This window comes from Candidatus Hodgkinia cicadicola, from assembly GCF_002774925.1.
Genome location: NZ_CM008770.1, coordinates 1 through 18,027, shown reverse-complemented (window position 1 = coordinate 18,027; position 18,027 = coordinate 1). Strand labels below are relative to the sequence as shown.

At 31.4% G+C, this 18,027-nt stretch carries 12 protein-coding genes and 1 pseudogene; 5 read left to right on the top strand and 8 right to left on the bottom strand.

Annotated elements, in window-relative coordinates:
* Positions 1-409: 409 nt before the first annotated feature.
* Together MAGTDC_RS06125 and MAGTDC_RS04060 are read right to left on the bottom strand one after the other, a co-directional pair.
* Positions 410-1,144 (bottom strand): annotated as a pseudogene (locus MAGTDC_RS06125) (hypothetical protein); the annotation flags it as partial.
* Positions 1,145-2,676: 1,532 nt separating this feature from the next.
* Entirely contained in the window at positions 2,677-2,841 is a 165-nt protein-coding gene (locus tag MAGTDC_RS04060; RefSeq protein ID WP_192572890.1) for a hypothetical protein, read from the bottom strand.
* 1,443 nt (positions 2,842-4,284) lie between these two features.
* Here MAGTDC_RS04060 and MAGTDC_RS05160 point away from each other — a divergent pair.
* Positions 4,285-4,494 (top strand): hypothetical protein, encoded by a 210-nt coding sequence (locus MAGTDC_RS05160; protein WP_146656530.1) that lies wholly within the window; start codon positions 4,285-4,287, stop codon positions 4,492-4,494.
* An 80-nt stretch (positions 4,495-4,574) separates the two neighbouring features.
* On the opposite strand, the gene MAGTDC_RS04055 is transcribed toward MAGTDC_RS05160, so the two are convergent.
* Complete coding sequence (locus tag MAGTDC_RS04055; RefSeq protein ID WP_192572897.1) at positions 4,575-4,766, bottom strand: hypothetical protein; 192 nt, start codon at positions 4,764-4,766, stop codon at positions 4,575-4,577.
* A 146-nt stretch (positions 4,767-4,912) separates the two neighbouring features.
* Between MAGTDC_RS04055 and MAGTDC_RS00275 the strand changes: the two genes are divergently transcribed.
* Entirely contained in the window at positions 4,913-5,110 is a 198-nt protein-coding gene (locus MAGTDC_RS00275) for a hypothetical protein (protein WP_146656528.1), read from the top strand.
* 69 nt (positions 5,111-5,179) lie between these two features.
* Here the strand turns inward: MAGTDC_RS00275 and metH are convergent, their stop codons facing one another.
* The 3 genes from metH to MAGTDC_RS05155 all read right to left on the bottom strand — a co-directional run bounded on the left by metH (position 5,180) and on the right by MAGTDC_RS05155 (position 9,737).
* The gene (gene metH / locus MAGTDC_RS00270; protein WP_146656527.1) at positions 5,180-8,761 is read right to left on the bottom strand and encodes a methionine synthase; all 3,582 of its coding nucleotides are present in this window, start codon (positions 8,759-8,761) and stop codon (positions 5,180-5,182) included.
* A 66-nt stretch (positions 8,762-8,827) separates the two neighbouring features.
* Positions 8,828-9,622: an inositol monophosphatase family protein gene (locus MAGTDC_RS00265; protein ID WP_146656526.1), complete on the bottom strand. Its 795-nt coding sequence runs from the start codon at positions 9,620-9,622 to the stop codon at positions 8,828-8,830.
* A complete protein-coding gene (locus tag MAGTDC_RS05155) occupies positions 9,606-9,737 on the bottom strand; it encodes a hypothetical protein (protein ID WP_278046844.1) in 132 nt (43 codons plus the stop codon). Before MAGTDC_RS05155 ends, MAGTDC_RS00265 begins: the two co-directional genes overlap by 17 nt.
* A 1,111-nt stretch (positions 9,738-10,848) precedes the next feature.
* Between MAGTDC_RS05155 and MAGTDC_RS04050 the strand changes: the two genes are divergently transcribed.
* Positions 10,849-10,989, top strand: coding sequence for a hypothetical protein (locus MAGTDC_RS04050; protein ID WP_192572896.1), 141 nt, complete (start codon positions 10,849-10,851; stop codon positions 10,987-10,989).
* Between the two features lie 190 nt (positions 10,990-11,179).
* On the top strand, positions 11,180-11,317 hold the full coding sequence (locus MAGTDC_RS04045) for a hypothetical protein (protein WP_192572895.1): 138 nt from the start codon (positions 11,180-11,182) through the stop codon (positions 11,315-11,317).
* Positions 11,318-12,085: 768 nt separating this feature from the next.
* Here MAGTDC_RS04045 and groL read toward each other — a convergent pair.
* Positions 12,086-13,702, bottom strand: a complete 1,617-nt coding sequence (gene groL, locus MAGTDC_RS00260; RefSeq protein ID WP_146656535.1) for a chaperonin GroEL — start codon at positions 13,700-13,702, stop codon at positions 12,086-12,088.
* Positions 13,702-13,971: a hypothetical protein gene (locus MAGTDC_RS00255; protein ID WP_146656525.1), complete on the bottom strand. Its 270-nt coding sequence runs from the start codon at positions 13,969-13,971 to the stop codon at positions 13,702-13,704. Before MAGTDC_RS00255 ends, groL begins: the two co-directional genes overlap by 1 nt.
* A 2,182-nt stretch (positions 13,972-16,153) precedes the next feature.
* On the opposite strand from MAGTDC_RS00255, the gene MAGTDC_RS00245 reads away from it, so the two are divergent.
* Positions 16,154-16,669 carry a hypothetical protein gene (locus tag MAGTDC_RS00245; RefSeq protein ID WP_192572894.1) on the top strand — a complete coding sequence of 172 codons (516 nt, stop codon included), beginning with the start codon at positions 16,154-16,156 and terminating at the stop codon, positions 16,667-16,669.
* The last annotated feature ends 1,358 nt before the right edge of the window (positions 16,670-18,027 follow it).

The window sequence follows — 18,027 nt, the reverse complement described above, 5'->3', positions numbered from 1 at the left end:
TGATTGCTGTGACATTATCACCGGTATTCCTCATAACGTTGTTTTCTTCACCAGTTCCAATTAAAGGAACCTGTGGTTTCAATAACGGTATGGCTTGTTTCTGCATGTTTGCAGCCATTAATGCCCTCGTTGGATCGTTGTGTCCGAGAAACGGGATCAAACAAACAGCAGATGAAAACACTTGAGCTTCGGTCATTAAAGTCAGATCCACAGATCTCTTATCAACAACTATTGTTGTATCTTGGTATAAACATAAGCTCCACTTGTTTGAATCATTCCGATGTGACATCGAAACTTTCAGATTCTTACATTCGTAGTAATTCAGGTACACAACGTTGTTACTGATTAATCCGTTGTATGTTTTAAAATATCCAGTAATTATATGACCATTAACATCAACGTTGGCATATGTTGTCAATGATAAAATTAAGCCAATGTTCTGACCTTCTGGTGATTCAATCGGACATATCTTGGCCAAGTGTCACCTTTTGGTATCTCTCGCATAATTATCAGCATTTTGTTGTGTTAATCCACCTTCACCCATACATATTAACTTGTTTTTATGAGATAATTCAGATAAACTGTTAACTTGATCTAGATACTGACAACGGCTTGATGAGTTAAAACATTTATCAACATGTTTTTGTATTCGATCACTGGATTCTAAAAGAGTTTTAATAACAACATTGTTGTCATCGATTGTGGACCTTTCTTCGGGATACTCCAATGATTGTTCAACAACCTGTGAGTTCAACACACTTGCTAAGTAATTATAAATGATATCTGTTAAATAATCACCACTACCTTTTATAATTTTAATATCACAATTAATCGAGTTAAAACTTGTGCTTCCGATAGTATGTTTAGTTCAAAGTGAAACCAAATCTTTCTTCGTTAATAAATCTAAACCAAAGTCTTGGTTATTACATGTTATATCATTTAAAGTACATCTTCCGATTAAGGTTAAATCTACATCTCTGATGGTTTTAGAATCAATATCACTTTCATAACATAAATTTGAACTTATCAAACGTCCGATGTGTTTAAATAACTTTAAAACAAATGGTTTCGATGTTTCTGTAATCCTTAAGACATCGATGTGTCTTGTTACAAGATTTATATCCAAATCTAATTTATCACCCATGTTGACAATTACATTTCCAAGTTGGTTAACAACAAAACATGAACAAACAACACTGTTTTTATAACAACATCCCACTATGTTTTTGACATGTCTGGATGATCTCTTTCGACCATACTTTGAAGTACTTATATCTAAACTCGATCATTTCCAATCAAACTTCATTCAACGCCCCTTATAATAAACCAGATGTGTTAGATCGGATATATTTTTAAGTATATGTGAATATTTTGATTTTAACAACAACATTGTAGCAAATAAATCCGAATTACAGTTACCATATTTTATTCTTGATCCCTGGATTTTTAAATGTGTTGAACTTCTTGTTACCATATTAATTACCTCGTTGTCCCGATCAAATACAACAGAAATATTTCTTATTAACTGCAACACCAACGTTTTCTTAACTCCATCAACAAGAACCGCATTATCCCTCATAAGTGTTGGTAAGATCACTAGTGACATGTTTAGTTCCGATCTCTGAGGTATAAATGTTATGTTTTTATACGATTGATATCGAATAACATCGAGGATTAAATCAAAACCATTTGATATCTCTGATAAAATATATATTTCAATCCTACCATATTCCAACGTCCAACACCCAATACTGAATGGAAATAAACCTTGGATGTTTAGTCCTAACTTGGATATTTTTATTCCTTCGTTGTTATAACAACCTCATAGTACATTATTGTATAACCTTTTCTGTACTCCTTCTCTTAAATTTGTTACAGGTTTGTTACTAACAATCCCACTTAAACTAATCCTATCTTTCATTATTACCTTCTCATTGTTCTTATCTTTCTTTCTTTTACATACGAAGAGGTTTAATTACATCAACATCTGGTTTGGTTAAATCTTTTAATATTATTCTGAGGTTTATATATAAACATTATGACATTAAATTACAACGAATACAACATCCGTACCTGTTCTTATCAAGATGTTTTAATTAAAATATGTATCTAATGGTTATGTTGTTTATAAATTAATCCGAAATAAATATGACTTAAATCAACAAAACTTACAACGAAGTGATCCTGAACTGCTATGAGTAACACAAAACAACAACTTACTACTTTGTTGTTTCGAACCATGGTATTAATGGTTGGTTGTTTAAGTGGCAACAACAGGTATGTTATTAATTAACTGTCTAATGTGTCATCAGAGGGAGGTCTACATGTTTGGCCGTTGTAATTATCTAATTCTTAGCCATATTATCATGACAATGTTATCGAAATCATCATTCCATCCTTGATCCAATTAAAGACTGGATACAACAAATAGTTCATGTTAATTTAATCTGTTTTTTACTCTTAACACTTATCGAGTTAATTGTTATAAACCTAATCATTGGCTTCGGACACATCAAACGTTGTGACCAACGTAGTAAACAATTAATGATTTAGTAGTATATTCGATTGTTGTTCTCATTGAGAAATGTTATTTCTTTCCATCAAATTATACCATCACATAGAATACTTCATCCAAACCAAAATATAAACATCATTCGGTTAACAACATGGTGGAGTTTAATTGGGTGTTGGTATTTTGTTTCGTTTAAATCGTAAGCTTCAATCAGAAGAACCAATTATTAAAACTCTTAACATCTCGGTTGTTTCGTTTGTTTTCATCTGAATCATCGGGATGTTTTTATATATTAACAGAACAGGATGTTGTTTCGGATTAATCGTCATTGATCCTTGTAATGAAGTCTTAACTATACGATGTAATTCCCGATACTTGCTTGATAGTAAAAGGTATCAAACATCCTAACCACAACACAGATTGTAGACCTCAACAGAATATAGTTAACACCTCTATCTCCGTTTGATCTGTCATTCATGTAATTTATTGGTATTAATTACATCCGATTATTCACTTCTTTAGAAGAAGTTATATTACACTTGGATTTTGATTAATAACAGATCGGTTACTTCCGATGTTTGTTAATACCAACACGGTACACTGTTACATAAAACAAATGTATAGAACATAGAATACAACGGCCATATTATACCATAATGCTAAATATAATAACTTAAGTAAATAATACAACTTACTCCAATTTATTAATCTCTACCCGATATATAACAATTCTGTTCTTACTTGTACAATCACCGATTGTGGCATGGATGTTTTCAATGATAATTTACTATCCGATTAAATCAAACAAAATCATAACAACCCGTACTTTGAAGTAAATAAATATGTGCATGTTGGCATGTTTGTTTTCTGATTTAGTTAAAGATTTGAACGGAAGTTATAACCGAACTATAATTACAAATCATTAGAGCTATTAATTGATGTTAGAAGAACAAAATTCATACCATATATTTTGATGTTTTAAATTATAAGTTTAAGTAATCTTGATAGAATTATCTTGAAATGTTTTAATTAGACCAATTAATATTACTAACATATGACAAAATGATTTAATAACTTATCTGATCCAATGATGTGATTCAAACAACAACGCCCAAACAACTTCGATATAACAATTGAAATTTTGTACGTTAATCACATGTTATCAATTAAACCTAATCTGTATTTAATGATTTAATGGCTATAATCGATCGGAACATAATTATGTCCAAACATGTTATAATGTGTGATTACATCTGATCGTTTGATATTTTTGGTTAGTAAACGTTGGGTTATAACATTTAAACAATTATGAAGATTTACATCAATGATGTCAGTGTTAAATGTTTCAAATGTTCGGTTCAAGGTATTGAAGATGTTAATATTAATGTCACTGTTAATAACATCCAACGGATCAATGGGATCGAGGTCTGTTATTTAGAATCATTTGATTGAAAACATCAAGACGTTACTAATATTTACAGTTAAACATCTACATTAGAAATACCAAGGAGTTGGTTTGTTGTAAATTTAATTAAATATATCTAACTTGTATATTTTAATCACATGAATGTTGGTGTCGAACAAGACATAAAGATAAATGATTTATTAGAATATAACATGTGGATTTTGTATGTCTGAATTAGATAAATTATAAAGATGATGATATAGCTGTGAATTTAGGTAACAATTAATCACAACCGTTGGTACATGTTTGTTGTTATGTTTAGTTGATTTAGAATTTAATATTAATAACGACAATATTGGAGAGATAGATGGGTCGTGTTGGTTTTAATTCGAATAAGTTCAGTCTTGACATGGCATTGGAAACAAATTATGAGAGAATGGAACGTTGGAAACAGATCATAACAACTGAATTAATAAAACCAATCAGGCTATCAATAGAGTACGGTGGTAATAACATTTACATGAACAACCGAATATTAATTGGTAGATTCTTAACCTATATTCAATGGTATATTTAATTTGTGTTGTAATTATTTAAGATGTTCTTACCTACAACGTTGTAACCGTTCGTTTGTTGTTATAATAGTGTATTATTAAGTTAATTACCACTAACCGAATCAATTGACCACATGATGGTGTTCGAACGTTGTAACTTGAACAAACGGATACAATCAGTTCGTATGTTAAATGAATTTATATCGGTGTTGCTTGGTTCGGAACATCGAAATGGTAATTGTGTTATTAAAATAAAGAACATTTGGTCTGAACGATTTAGATGTAATATTACCACTATGTTATTATCGATGAAACACTGATTGCCATAAGAACATATGCATAAATGGTTACAAAATGACTACCATATTGGATGTATAAACTTTGTTAACATACAACCTAGTGATTAAACAACAACACCAATGGTAGTAACTGTTTAATCAAATGGGATGGTATAATAGACTAATAATAACAAATAGTATGTTGGTTTTAGTAATGTTTGGTATACCGATGGGATGACAACAGGGTAGAAGTAGATGTTGGATAGTATGCTTACAAATGTTATGGTTACAATCAAAGATTATCAATCAATTGAATAAACAAATGGAACAATGAATAGTTCAAGAAGATTTGAACTGTTAACTTACATCGTTTCTAATGGGAACTTGTTTGTTTTGGTAGTTAGATGTAAACGTCCATGGTATTAACAAATTATGTTAACATTGATTCGGGAACATAACAAATCAATGGACTTAGTGATCTTTCTACTGATTTAACACTTTGTTTTAGCTGTTTACAATATGAAATTATTTGTTGTTTATCTATATATTTTATTCCGAAATAAACAGCATGTGGGTTGGCAACAACCATGGATAATATACTGGTTTGTGGTATAAAAGATCAGACATCAGATATCATTAGACCAATATTTGATTTCAAGGATAATATTCTAAATAAATTATGTTTAATTCCATGGTCTGGGATGATTGGATAACCCGGTGCTGGTCTAATACCTGTTCGTCTTCCTTCAATGTCACTATGTGAACGTTTACATGCATAAGCCCAAACATGATATCTTATTGTATCGTAAGTGGACTTTGAACATGATTCAACTAAGTTATCACAAATTGTTTTGAAAACATAAGCACATTGCAACCGATTTCTATCGTTGAAATATCGATGTATTAAAGTAGACTCAATACCAACAACACAACAATATATTGAAATATTATCATTATTACCATCAACAAAGTCACTTAAACTTAAACATAAGTTAGTGTTTTGTTGTTGTCTTAGCATCGGGAGTTTGGCTATCAGTACGTTATTTGAATTCAGAACACAAATAGATCCATGTCTGTTAACGGCCTTCATCATGCCAATAGTTCTTCTGATACTTACCCATCTCTCTGAGATCATTTTATTAAACATCTTCTTTTGTAGTGTTGTTATTTTTGCCACTACCACACAACTTTCATTAAAACCATGTTTAATACGAAGACCTTTTAAATTTCCAACACAACTAGTCTTTGTACCAATGAAATTAACATTCGGAACTACTCGTTTGTTGAACTTAAACGAACGATTTAATGAAGTTTCAAACGGTATTCTACAACGTTGTAATTTAGATCTGTTATAAATATCTGTTATTAACTCATAATCCGATTTCAATGTTTTAATATAAGTACTTCTTGATCCTTTAAACAATTTAGCCAAAACATCAACGGCTTTACTCGCATCTTTGACATGTATCACAATGCCATTAGGATATTCAGGGTAAAGCTTTATTGCTGTATGCAGTTTACTCGTTGTTGCACCGCCAACAAGTAGTGGGATATCCAATGATTTCCTTTGTAGAAGTCTTGCCACTTTAACCATTTCATCCAATGAAGGAGATATTAAACCCGAGATTCCGATAGCATCTGCTTTATATTTAATGGCGGCTTGAACGATTTCGTTAGCAGAAACCATTATTCCCAAATCTATTATCTGGTAATTATTACACGATAAAACAGTACTAACAATATTCTTACCGATATCATGAACATCACCTTTAACCGTTGCCATCACTATCACATTGTTGTTCTTAGTACTTCCGATCTTTATCAATGGTGTTATTGCGGTTACGGCTTTCTTCATTACTCTTGCCGCTTTTATCATCTGTGGTAAAAACATCTTACCATCTCCAAACAGTTTACCTATAATATCCATACCTTCCATCAATACCTCCTCTATAACTCGTAACGCACCTATGTCTTTAGCTAATTCTACTGAATCTTGTTCAATATATTTATCAATTCCACCAATAACAGCATGTATTACTCTTGATTTAACATCCCATTTCCTTCAATTACTTCCATTCTCCCCATTACTGAGAACATTAAACCTGGTACCGAAAACGTTTAAGATCTCTTCTATCGATACCTGCACGTTGTTTAATATTAGTGACTTACATAAATTTCTAATCTTATCACTAAGCTTACTATAGGATATTTGATTCTGAACGTTTATAATTCCGAGATTTAAACCAACGAGTTTAGCATATCTTAAAAACATGCAGTGTAATGATTCTCTGATTTTGTTGTTACCTCTGAACGAGAACGATAAATTCGATATGCCTAACACTAGATTTATCTTCGGATAAATTATACTTATTAACTTAATACTGTTGATTAATTCTAAAGCATTTCTATCATGATCTGTAATTCCCGTTGCTATTGCAAAGGTGTTTAAATCTATTATTACTTCTTCATCGGTAAAACCAACTTCCCTCGTTAACAATCCATGTACTCTTTTACAAATCTCTAATCGTTGTTCAACGTTTGATGCCTGTCCTCTTTCATCGAACGCAATCGTGATCGGTAAACATCCATGCATCTTGATCAACCTCGCTTTATCTATGAACTGTTTGTCTCCATCCTTAAGTGAGATAGAATTTACGATACCTCTACCTTGTATATGCTTCATGCCGATCAAAAGTGTACCTCACTTGGAAGAATCAATCATAATTGGTAATGCTGATAAATCAGGTTCGGTGTTAATCAAGTTCAAGAATTTTGAGATCTCTACCTCCGAATCCAACAAAGCATCATCCATGTTTATATCTATAATTTTTGCTCCATGTACTACTTGTTGTCTTACGATGTCCAAAGCTCTTTCATAGTTACCTGAAGTTATCATGTGCTTGAATCTACTCGATCCTGATACGTTTGCTCGTTCACCGATTTCATAAAATCCATCTCTGTTGATCTTCATCGGCTCTAATCCACTTAAGAACAAACAATTGGATTTAGTACTAACATCTACAACCTTTGAAGGTTTGTTTGATAATTTAAACTTAATTAATTCCGAAATATGTTTGGGAGTGGTACCACAACAACCGCCTAACACACATGCATGTTTTATTAATTTTTTAATCTGCTTAGCAAAATCATCGGGATTCTGAGTATACTTTCCCTCTTCGTTTGGAAAACCTGCATTCGGATATACTCATATTGATTTACCAACAATACTCGATAGTTCGGAAGCATATTGTTTTAGATGTTCTGGTCCAAGGGCACAATTTAATCCAACACTTAATGGCTTGGCATGACTAACCGAATGCCAGAATGCTTCTAGAGTTTGGCCGGATAAAGTCCTTCCGGATGCATCACTTATTGTCACTGATATTACTAAAGCATGTTCGGTCTTTAGTTTTCTACACACCTCCAAGTAAGCGAACAATGCAGCTTTGGCATTTATTGTATCAAAAACAGTTTCTATCAATAAAATGTTTACATCCATGTTTAACAATGTGTTAATCTGTTGTTTATAACTTGTTACCATTTCATCGAATGAAACATCTCGATATGCAGGTTTCAATGCATTGGAAGGTACCGTTAAGCTTTTATTTGTTGGACCAACCGAACCTGCAACAAATACACGACGTTTGTTGTAAAACGAATACTTTAACCTCGCTCTCTTTGCTATTAACACTGCCCGTTTGTTGAGTTCTATACAAGATCAGTTGTTGTTGTAATCAGATTGAGAAATTCGATTTGAATTGAAGGTATTCGTCTCGATTATGTCTACTCCAACCTCTAAATAACTCTGATGTATCTTCTCGATTACTCTTGGTTGAGTAATGTTCAAAATATCATTGTTACCTCTGTTTTGTTTACCACCATAATGTCTATCCTTTAATTTAAACTTTTGTATCTGAGTACCCATCGCACCATCCAGTATTAACCTCCGTTTCCTTCCTAACTTTAACAATGCCATATAAGCATTAGTTTTGTTTGAACTGGTATTATTCACTTAAGAATTTATCTTCAAATCGTACATGAAGATCGGAACAACAAAACATATGAAACAATAATGATGTTAACATGCCTTCGATAATATCTTTACAACGTTGTGTCTAATTCTACCTGGTTTCGAAACTACAATCCTTTTACTATAACAAGTATCATTTCCTTGCCAATCATATATCTCACATCCCACTCCTTTCAATATCGGAACTAACTGAACAAAGTCATATGGTTTAAGATTACAATCAATAACAGCATCTATACATCCTCTTGCCAACAAAGTGTAAGCATAACAGTCATAATCGTGTATCACATGTTGGACTTTCTTCGATAAGCGATCAAATGTTCGTTTCTCCTTTAAATTCATGTGGCTAGATGAAGAAGTAGCTATGACGTACTGGTTTAACATTTTGTTGTCAACTATCTTCGGTAATAAAACAAAGTCACGGTTTTTGTTCTTGTAAAAGGTTTTACCATTGATAGCGATTAATCTTTCATTTAAAACCGGATGATCAACAGCACCTAACACAAAAGATCCATCTTTTATTAAACCAATCAATGTACCCCATATTGGTGAACCACTAACAAATGACTTTGTACCATCTATTGGATCAACAACTCACATGCTGCTACCTTTTGGACAACATCCGAACTCCTCACTATAAACCTCTATCTTCGGAGTTATCAGATTTATTAATTCAATTATATCACTTTCTATAATTTTATCATATATTGTTACCGGATTGTAACCACCACCTTTTGAAATAAACTCGATTTCATTGCGAAAACCAAGATCACTTGTATGGCATCTAACATTATCCAAAATGGCATTTATTAACTTGAAATAAAAATTATATGTTAACTCCATGGATGTTTGACAACGTTGTAATGGTTTTTACGTTTGGATCGAAGTAGTTGTTAATACATTTTGTACTAGTAACCATATTTTTGTTGTTAAAATTGATTAAATAACCAGTAATCATGTTGTTAGTTATAAGAGATATATTTCGGAATTAATAATACCTATCAAGATTAACGCTCCGCTGCGATTAATTTGAGACGTAGGTAATCGGATAAACGGTTTTAACAAACCATTGACTAAGCTTGATGTTCTGATAATGGTTTGGAACGTTGAAACAACCACAACGTTTATAGAGGAGAAAGTTGTCGATCTCGTTTTATCTGATCGATATGTAACGATGAATTTATAAAACCAACAGATCAATGAATTAATTACAAATCAATCAACAACTTACGATCAATGGCTATATATAAATGTAGGTTTAAATGAAACGTTTGAAGATTGGTGTGTTGTTGTTAATGTTTGGGACCAAACGTTCGATGTCAGATGTGATATAATTAATTCGAATTGTTGGGATTTACCGTCAAGGTTGTAATTTATAAACATCAATTTAGCTTAACATCATGTCATGTTTAACAGATAATCAGATAAAGTTTAGCCATTTATCGTATATCGGAGTAATTGATTGACTCTTAAATTGATTAATCGAAGTAACTTGATGTAATAATTATGACATAACACAGTATGGTAATCGGGATGTTTTAACTATACCAAACAAAATGTTGATGAATAGTTGGACTTATAAATGAATACTCGAATTATATCAACACTAAGGATGTTTGAATTGAAACCTTTTCATGATGATAAGTTCAGTATGTAACCAAATTATTAATATATTTTACAAGTAAGTATAACATTTGGTTCCGTGTTGCTAACAACAAACCATCAATCTGGATGTTGGATATGGACCATTGAAACCATGGCATCGGATACCATAACATCATATTTATCTGTAATTATTAATTTAATAATCAAAACATCCAATGTTGGATTAACTAATGACTAAATGGCAATGAATGAAATCACGTACATGTTGGCTAAAACCATTGTTCCAATGATGCTGATGTTATTCTGTTTGTTTACATTATTAACAACCGTTTGGGTGTTATATATATTTGTGTTAATATCTTATATGTTATATCCGATTGTTTAGATCGGTTTAATTGTTTCTAATTGTAATAAGGTTGGTTTGATAAACTATCCTATAATATTCGTAAGTTTTATAACCATGATTGGGAACAACGTATGTGAGATATTCATTTGATTGTGTTTCATTGGGTGTTGGCTTATATGACGATGAGTTGATGGGAGGTTATTGTCTGAATTATATGTTGTATAATCCGAAGATAGGATCAGATAACTGATCTATATAGTATGTTAATTAAATTGATTTATGGGATGTAGTTGCTTCGTTTTGAACAACACGGATCACTTCATTGTTGTATGTAAATTAATTTGTTTTTATATCTGTTATGATAACTGTAACTAAGAGGTTAATTCAATGATGGAAACAACATGGTGACAGTGATTAGCTATTAATGGGATGGAGGTTGGGAATAAACATTGAGATCTGTCGATATTATGATGGGATTGTTTGAATCAATAAAATATATCTGAACTAATGATGTAATTTGATTGAATCAGATGATAAACATTGGTTTCAGTTCATCATTAGGATATGTTTATTTAGTAATTGATTAGATATGAGATGCTTGGTAGTTTCATTGGACGGGTTGGAAACATATGGCACTTATGTCTCTTTTTTGGATAACACATGAAATATATATGGATAATATAAAATGTTTACTTAGATACTATAGAGTAAATAACAAGTTAAACGATGCTGATCTCAAAGATGAACAAGGATATAACCATATAATATGATGTATAAAACCACCATTCATGTAATTAGAATAATACCTTCAAATGTGTTGTTACAACGTTGTTATGAAGAAATTACTAATGTGTGGTTGTTGTTTTTGTAAACAAGTCGATGGGACCATATGTTTTGGTCCGTTTAATGAGATTTAAGTAGTTGTTAGATGATGGTGTTTGGTATATGACGGGTAATTTAACACGAATAAGAGAATACAGATTGACAGATTTAGAACAATGAATTAATTAACACATAGCAACAACCATGATGAAATGATCGATTAATTTAACCATGTTAATCCTATAAATGACTAACAGAATATCTGACTTCGTTGATCCATGGAAGAGGTTACCGTATATCGACTCACGTTGGTTAACATGTATGTTGAATCATTAATTGATTTGGTATAAATGAAACACCAATAACATTGGTTGATGATGTAGTAATGAGAACAATGAATCAGATTGGGATATATGTTGTAAATAATGAGAAATAGGATATAAAACTGTGATGTCGATATATATTTATAAGTAATTGGACAAGATATTTAATATTAATGTTAATTTATGAATATATTAGGTATAGAATGGAACCTATATGTCCGATGGTTCTTTGGAAGCGGATCCTTCTGTTTGTTTTGGTTTGTTCACTATTGCCACTTCGGTTATAACAACCAATCCGGCAACAGATGCCGCTTCTTTTAATGCCGTTTCAACTACTTTAACCGGATCAATAATACCAAATACTATTAAGTCACCATATTTCATACCTCTAACATCATATCCATAAGCAATTTTGTTTTCAGCTTCAATGTTCTTTAATATTAAATCAGGATCCATGCCACTATTTATAATTATTTGTTTGATAGGAATGGTTAAAGATTCCTTGATAATATTCAGTCCTATCTGTTGGTCTTTGTTCGGAAGTTCAATGTTTAACTTCTTCGATATCCAAAACAAAGCTGTACCACCACCAGCAATAATACCATCATGAATTGCCGATCTGGTAGCATTCAATGCATCCTCAACCCTATCCTTCTTTTCCTTAATTTCAATTTCAGTTGATCCACCTACCTTTATCATGGCTATTCCACCAGTCAATCTTGCCAATCGTTCATGTAATTTCTCCTTCTCATACTCCGACTCAACATTATCTCATTGTTGTTTAATCTGTCTTATTTTGTTCCGTAATTCAACCTTGTCACCTAACCCATCAATGATGGTGGTAGTATCTTTATCCACAACTATTCGTGTTGCTTTACCCAATTGACTGATGGTAACATCTTCCAGTTTTAATCCTAAACCACTACTGATTATCTGAGCACCGGTTAACAACGATATATCTTCTAACATTTGTTGCTTTCGGTCACCAAAACCCGGTGATTTAACTCCAACGATTTTCAGTTTTCCTCGAAACTTGTTCAACAATAGAGTCGCTAACGCTTCACCTTCAATATCTTCGGCAATAATTACAAGACTATTATCGGTTCCTGATATAATTTCTAACACAGGTAGAACTGATTTTATACTCGTTATCTTTTCATCACAAACCAAAACATATGGATGTTGGAAATCACAAGTTGTCTTTGTTTGATCGGGAATAAAATATCTTGAAATATAACCTCTATCAAATCTCATTCCATCAACCAATTCTAATCCAGATTCCAAGGCTTTTGTTTCCTCAACAGTAACTATTCCATCGTTACCTACCCGTTGTAATGCTTCACCGATGTCCAATCCTATCCTCCTATCACCATTTGCTGCAATTGTTCCAACATGGATAATCTCTTCTAACCCAGATACCTTCCTAGAATTTTCTTGTAAGATCCTTACTACTTCCTCTACCGCAAGTGCCATTCCCTTTCTAACATCTATTGGATTTGCACCTGAATTAACAGCTTTCAATCCTTCATTAACCATCATTTGAGTAAGTACTGTGGCCGTTGTTGTTCCATCTCCAACGACATCGTTTGTTTTAACCGCAACCTCCTTCAACATCTTGACTCCGGTATTCATTAATCCTCCATTAAGATTAATTTCTCGAACAACTGTTACTCCATCCTTTGTTACTCTCGGTGATCCATCTGTTTTGTCGATGACAACGTTCCGTCCATTCGGACCTAAGGTTACTTTAACAACGTTCGATACCATGTTTATACCCTCCAATATTCCATCCCTTGCTTCTTTTCCGAAAACAATACAGTTATCCATTAATCCCATTCGGTACAAGATGTTCGAAACAACACAACAACATCTGATGTGTTAACTATGTCTACTTCTAGTGAATTGAGGTTGTAACATAGGTTTTCTGTTCTAATATATAATACCTTATCTCCGGTCTTAAGTTCGGAATTTGAACTGATAACAACACCCACACAAAGTTTTGAATCATTAGAGTTTGGAATTATGACACCTTTTGAAGTTAATTTTGTTTTTACAATCGGAGTTATAATTGTTTTGTTAAATGAAACTATTAACATCGGTGTTCGGTTCATGACTTGGGATGTAATTAGTTAACCGATTGGTAGATGAAAACCATAAATGTTAGCTAATGATGACTGGATGTTGTTATTCTTCATCATAAATTTAATCGGTATACCACTCCCTTTATTTTTTAATATAATAATAACACCAATATAACAACATATCAATACAACGATAATTACCATATTATGTATAATATCAACAAACTATTTAACCTATACATTATAATTTTTTAATGTGTTTAACATCAACCTCCAACATAATAAATCCGTCTCATTTTTATCACCATCGAGTAAACACATACCTTAAATAACAATTACTTGTTTATAAAATTCAAAGAAAACGTAATAAACTTATATCTCAGAGATAAAATATAAGACGGATATCGATGACATACTTACATCCCTGTTAACTTGTTGGCAACAACCGTGACCGAATTTTTACATCGAAATCATGGGATCCATTGATAAACTTCCGAAACATTAGAATCCGTACCATTTATTAACATCATTCAAAATTATGGAACAAATATGATCTGATAAAATGGTTCCTTTAATAACCTGATTAAAATCTCCGAACGTTATAAACATAAACACAACAACCTGATAAATTTATCTCCACAAACGTTGTTTTAAGCAATACAACCAAACCACATAGACATGTAACAATTACTGTTTATAACCAATGACTTACATCCGAATAACATTAAATCGAACATCAATAATGTCAACACTGAACCATCAAGATCCCACTCCCAACATCAACACACACATAAATTAAACATAAATACATACAGAATACCATCTGATAAATATAAAACTATCAACGGAAAAACCAAACTAATAAAAGAATCTCTTTGTTGTTGTTTCTCATAACCATAAAGAAAATAAACATCAATATCTCGATGATTCCAAAACACTAATCGCTTCATTAATTACTAATCTTAAAACCAACATCCAAATCGTTACTACGTTGTAACCTGTGAATATTAACCACAATAACAACATAAATACCGATTAAAACATATTTACTACCAACGTTTGACCTGTTTAAACCCACCATATAAATCCTATCAAACATATACTAAAACATAAACCATTACTTAGTACTAATAAATCAAAATATATTACCGATGTAATCCACAAACGATAATCAACCGAACGTTGTACTAATAATTATAAACGAATCATCATTAACATATATATAAAATACTATACGTTGTGATTAATATTTTCATGATAACATCCGAAGATGTTTAAACATGTTAAATTAAACTGATAAATTTATTCATTAACAGATATAGAATTATTACCAAAATCCAACATCCATGTCCACGTTGTTGGAATAAGTCCATTAAATGTCATTTAATTCATTAACGGTTAATCCATGGTTGTATCAAGTCAAACATCCGACCAAACATTTGCTTAATCCAACCATTTATCGGCACCAACTAATACCAACTAATAAATCAATGATCAGAATTTTGGTTGTTGTAAAATGAATCGAACAGATCAATATGTTACACGAATAATATTAACTACCAACTCATTTGTACCATATTAAACAAGAACCAGATAGAAGCCACTGATTATTTCTTGTAACATCTAAACATAGTTCATGAATTATCGGACAATATCGATAGCATACACGTTGTTAAACAACATTGAACCATGTTTGTTAACCCGTTCCAACGTACCAAGTCTTCAGGAATCGAATTATTACCAATTATATGTGATTAGATTAACAAAAACTACAACTTAAACAACATCATGTCGATAGCATCCAGATTCCAGATCTCGAAGATTGAACTCCAACGCTGATAGGATATCAAACGTTGTAACGATTAAATGTGAGTAAAATCGGTAATATAATTGAAAGAAAACAACGTTGTAAGATAAGTTAAACTCAATTGATAAGGATTGGAATAATAACTGATGATATCATAGATACTTGTAACAACGTTTTAACAAATCCCCAATCAATTAACCAACAAATCTGTATGCTTAACGGAACGATTAACACATCATTTATACACCACAAACATCCGATGAACAGTGATCACAAACAAACTCGATGGAGTTTTTAAATCCAACACCAAGAACATAACAAAACCAGATGTAAAAACCACTAATGTTAAACGGAATAAATAAAACATAGAATTGATAGATGGAACCGAACATGAATTGTTTTAAGCTAATAACTAGAGATAAAACAGGTAGTACTCCATGTTGTAAAACAAAACGAAACAACTTTATACCAGGAACAATAAAAACATCCAACAACCATGTAATACCTATACTTATTGGAAATGGAATCATGAAGAAACTTACATACAAACAGAGGTTGGTCGTTGTGGTCAATAAAATAATTATGAATGTAATACTAAAATATTATCAGATTTGTAATAAGACTAGGCAGATACAACATGTTGAATATTATCAAACGTTTTATAAATTATCCAAGACATTAATACCTATTATCTTTGTTGCTGAAGATAAAATAAACAAATCCAGTACTAAACTTTTAAAGATTACATCTAAACTTATTGCAGTAAGTAATACAGACTTAATACCAAATTACATTAAAATTATGTCTTCTGACTTCTTTACCGGAAACAAAATAATGTTTAACAACCTTAACTATAGACATTTAACGACCACATCAAATATAACAATGATATCAACCATTAAATAATAATACTAAACATCCTCCTCATTTATCACAACACAGATGATAATAATGGCATTATAACTTGCCATGAATTAACTAACCGATCTCTGTTTCTTTCAAAGAATCAACAACATCGGTTTAATAACATTAAATCATTTAATTTCGGAACACATATACTCACTGAATTGAATATAAATTACCAACTACTAAGATATCCTTAATACCAGTACAAATATATAATATAAACAACGTCTACTAAATCCTGTACTATTCAACATACTTAATTATGAATCATCTCGTTGAAACATCTCCGAACTTAATAATCGACTACATGTTGTAATTGTAATAAGTTTTAATCAACCTTTTGTCATACAAACGTACAAAACATGTTGTTAACATGTAGGTTGTTACCTCAAACATTATACCAACCCAAACAATTAATTGTTGACATTATCTAATAAGTTCTAGTAATGAAGTAATTAATGTCACTATGTTGTGGATTTAACAACCGTTTGCATATAAATGAATATGAATATAAATCAAATTATTCCATACATTAAAATCATAACCATAACAGATAACATCAATTTCCAATAACTTGTTGTTTCTTATCACTTATATAATACGAATAACATATATTACGTTTAATCTAAAACGTCACTACCAATCTTCCGAACCAACAAGTACACAAGTTCGTATTGTTAAATTAACATCTAATTCGGAGGATGTTGTTAATGTTTTTTTTAATCTATTAATCTTATAACCATTTAATTAAATAGTTCATTTTAAACATCTCTACCTTCCCGTTCGATTACTATCCAATTAGTTCATAACAGACATGCCACATTTAATAACCATAACAAAATCTAGATCTTTATCTCACTTACAACATTTTGTTTAAATCGTTGAATAACAATACAAAAACCATATTAATAACAGGATATTAGAATATTAACCATCAGATATAGTTTTGTTTAATTTCAATAACCAACCATTATAAAATTATACCGCTAATAATGGTGGATTAAATCGGAAAGAATAAATCTATGTGTATTACCCATGATGTCTATCAAACCTGTTACCAACGTTCGATCGAATTAACATGGTTATCCGATATATTTATCAAAACAACCATCAATATATAACCAAAGATTTAATAAAATGTTACCGATAACATCTAATTTCTTATGAACATATTAACTGGTTAGGATGTTGTTAATGGAACTTATGTTAAAACCAACGTCCATGATGTTAGTGAGATGACGATGAAGCGAATGGAACAGGTATAACACAGATTAATTAGAAACAAAACTGTTAACATATTTGTTGTATGTCAAATGGATGTTAATTATTTAATCAAAAATACCAACATGGATGTTGTT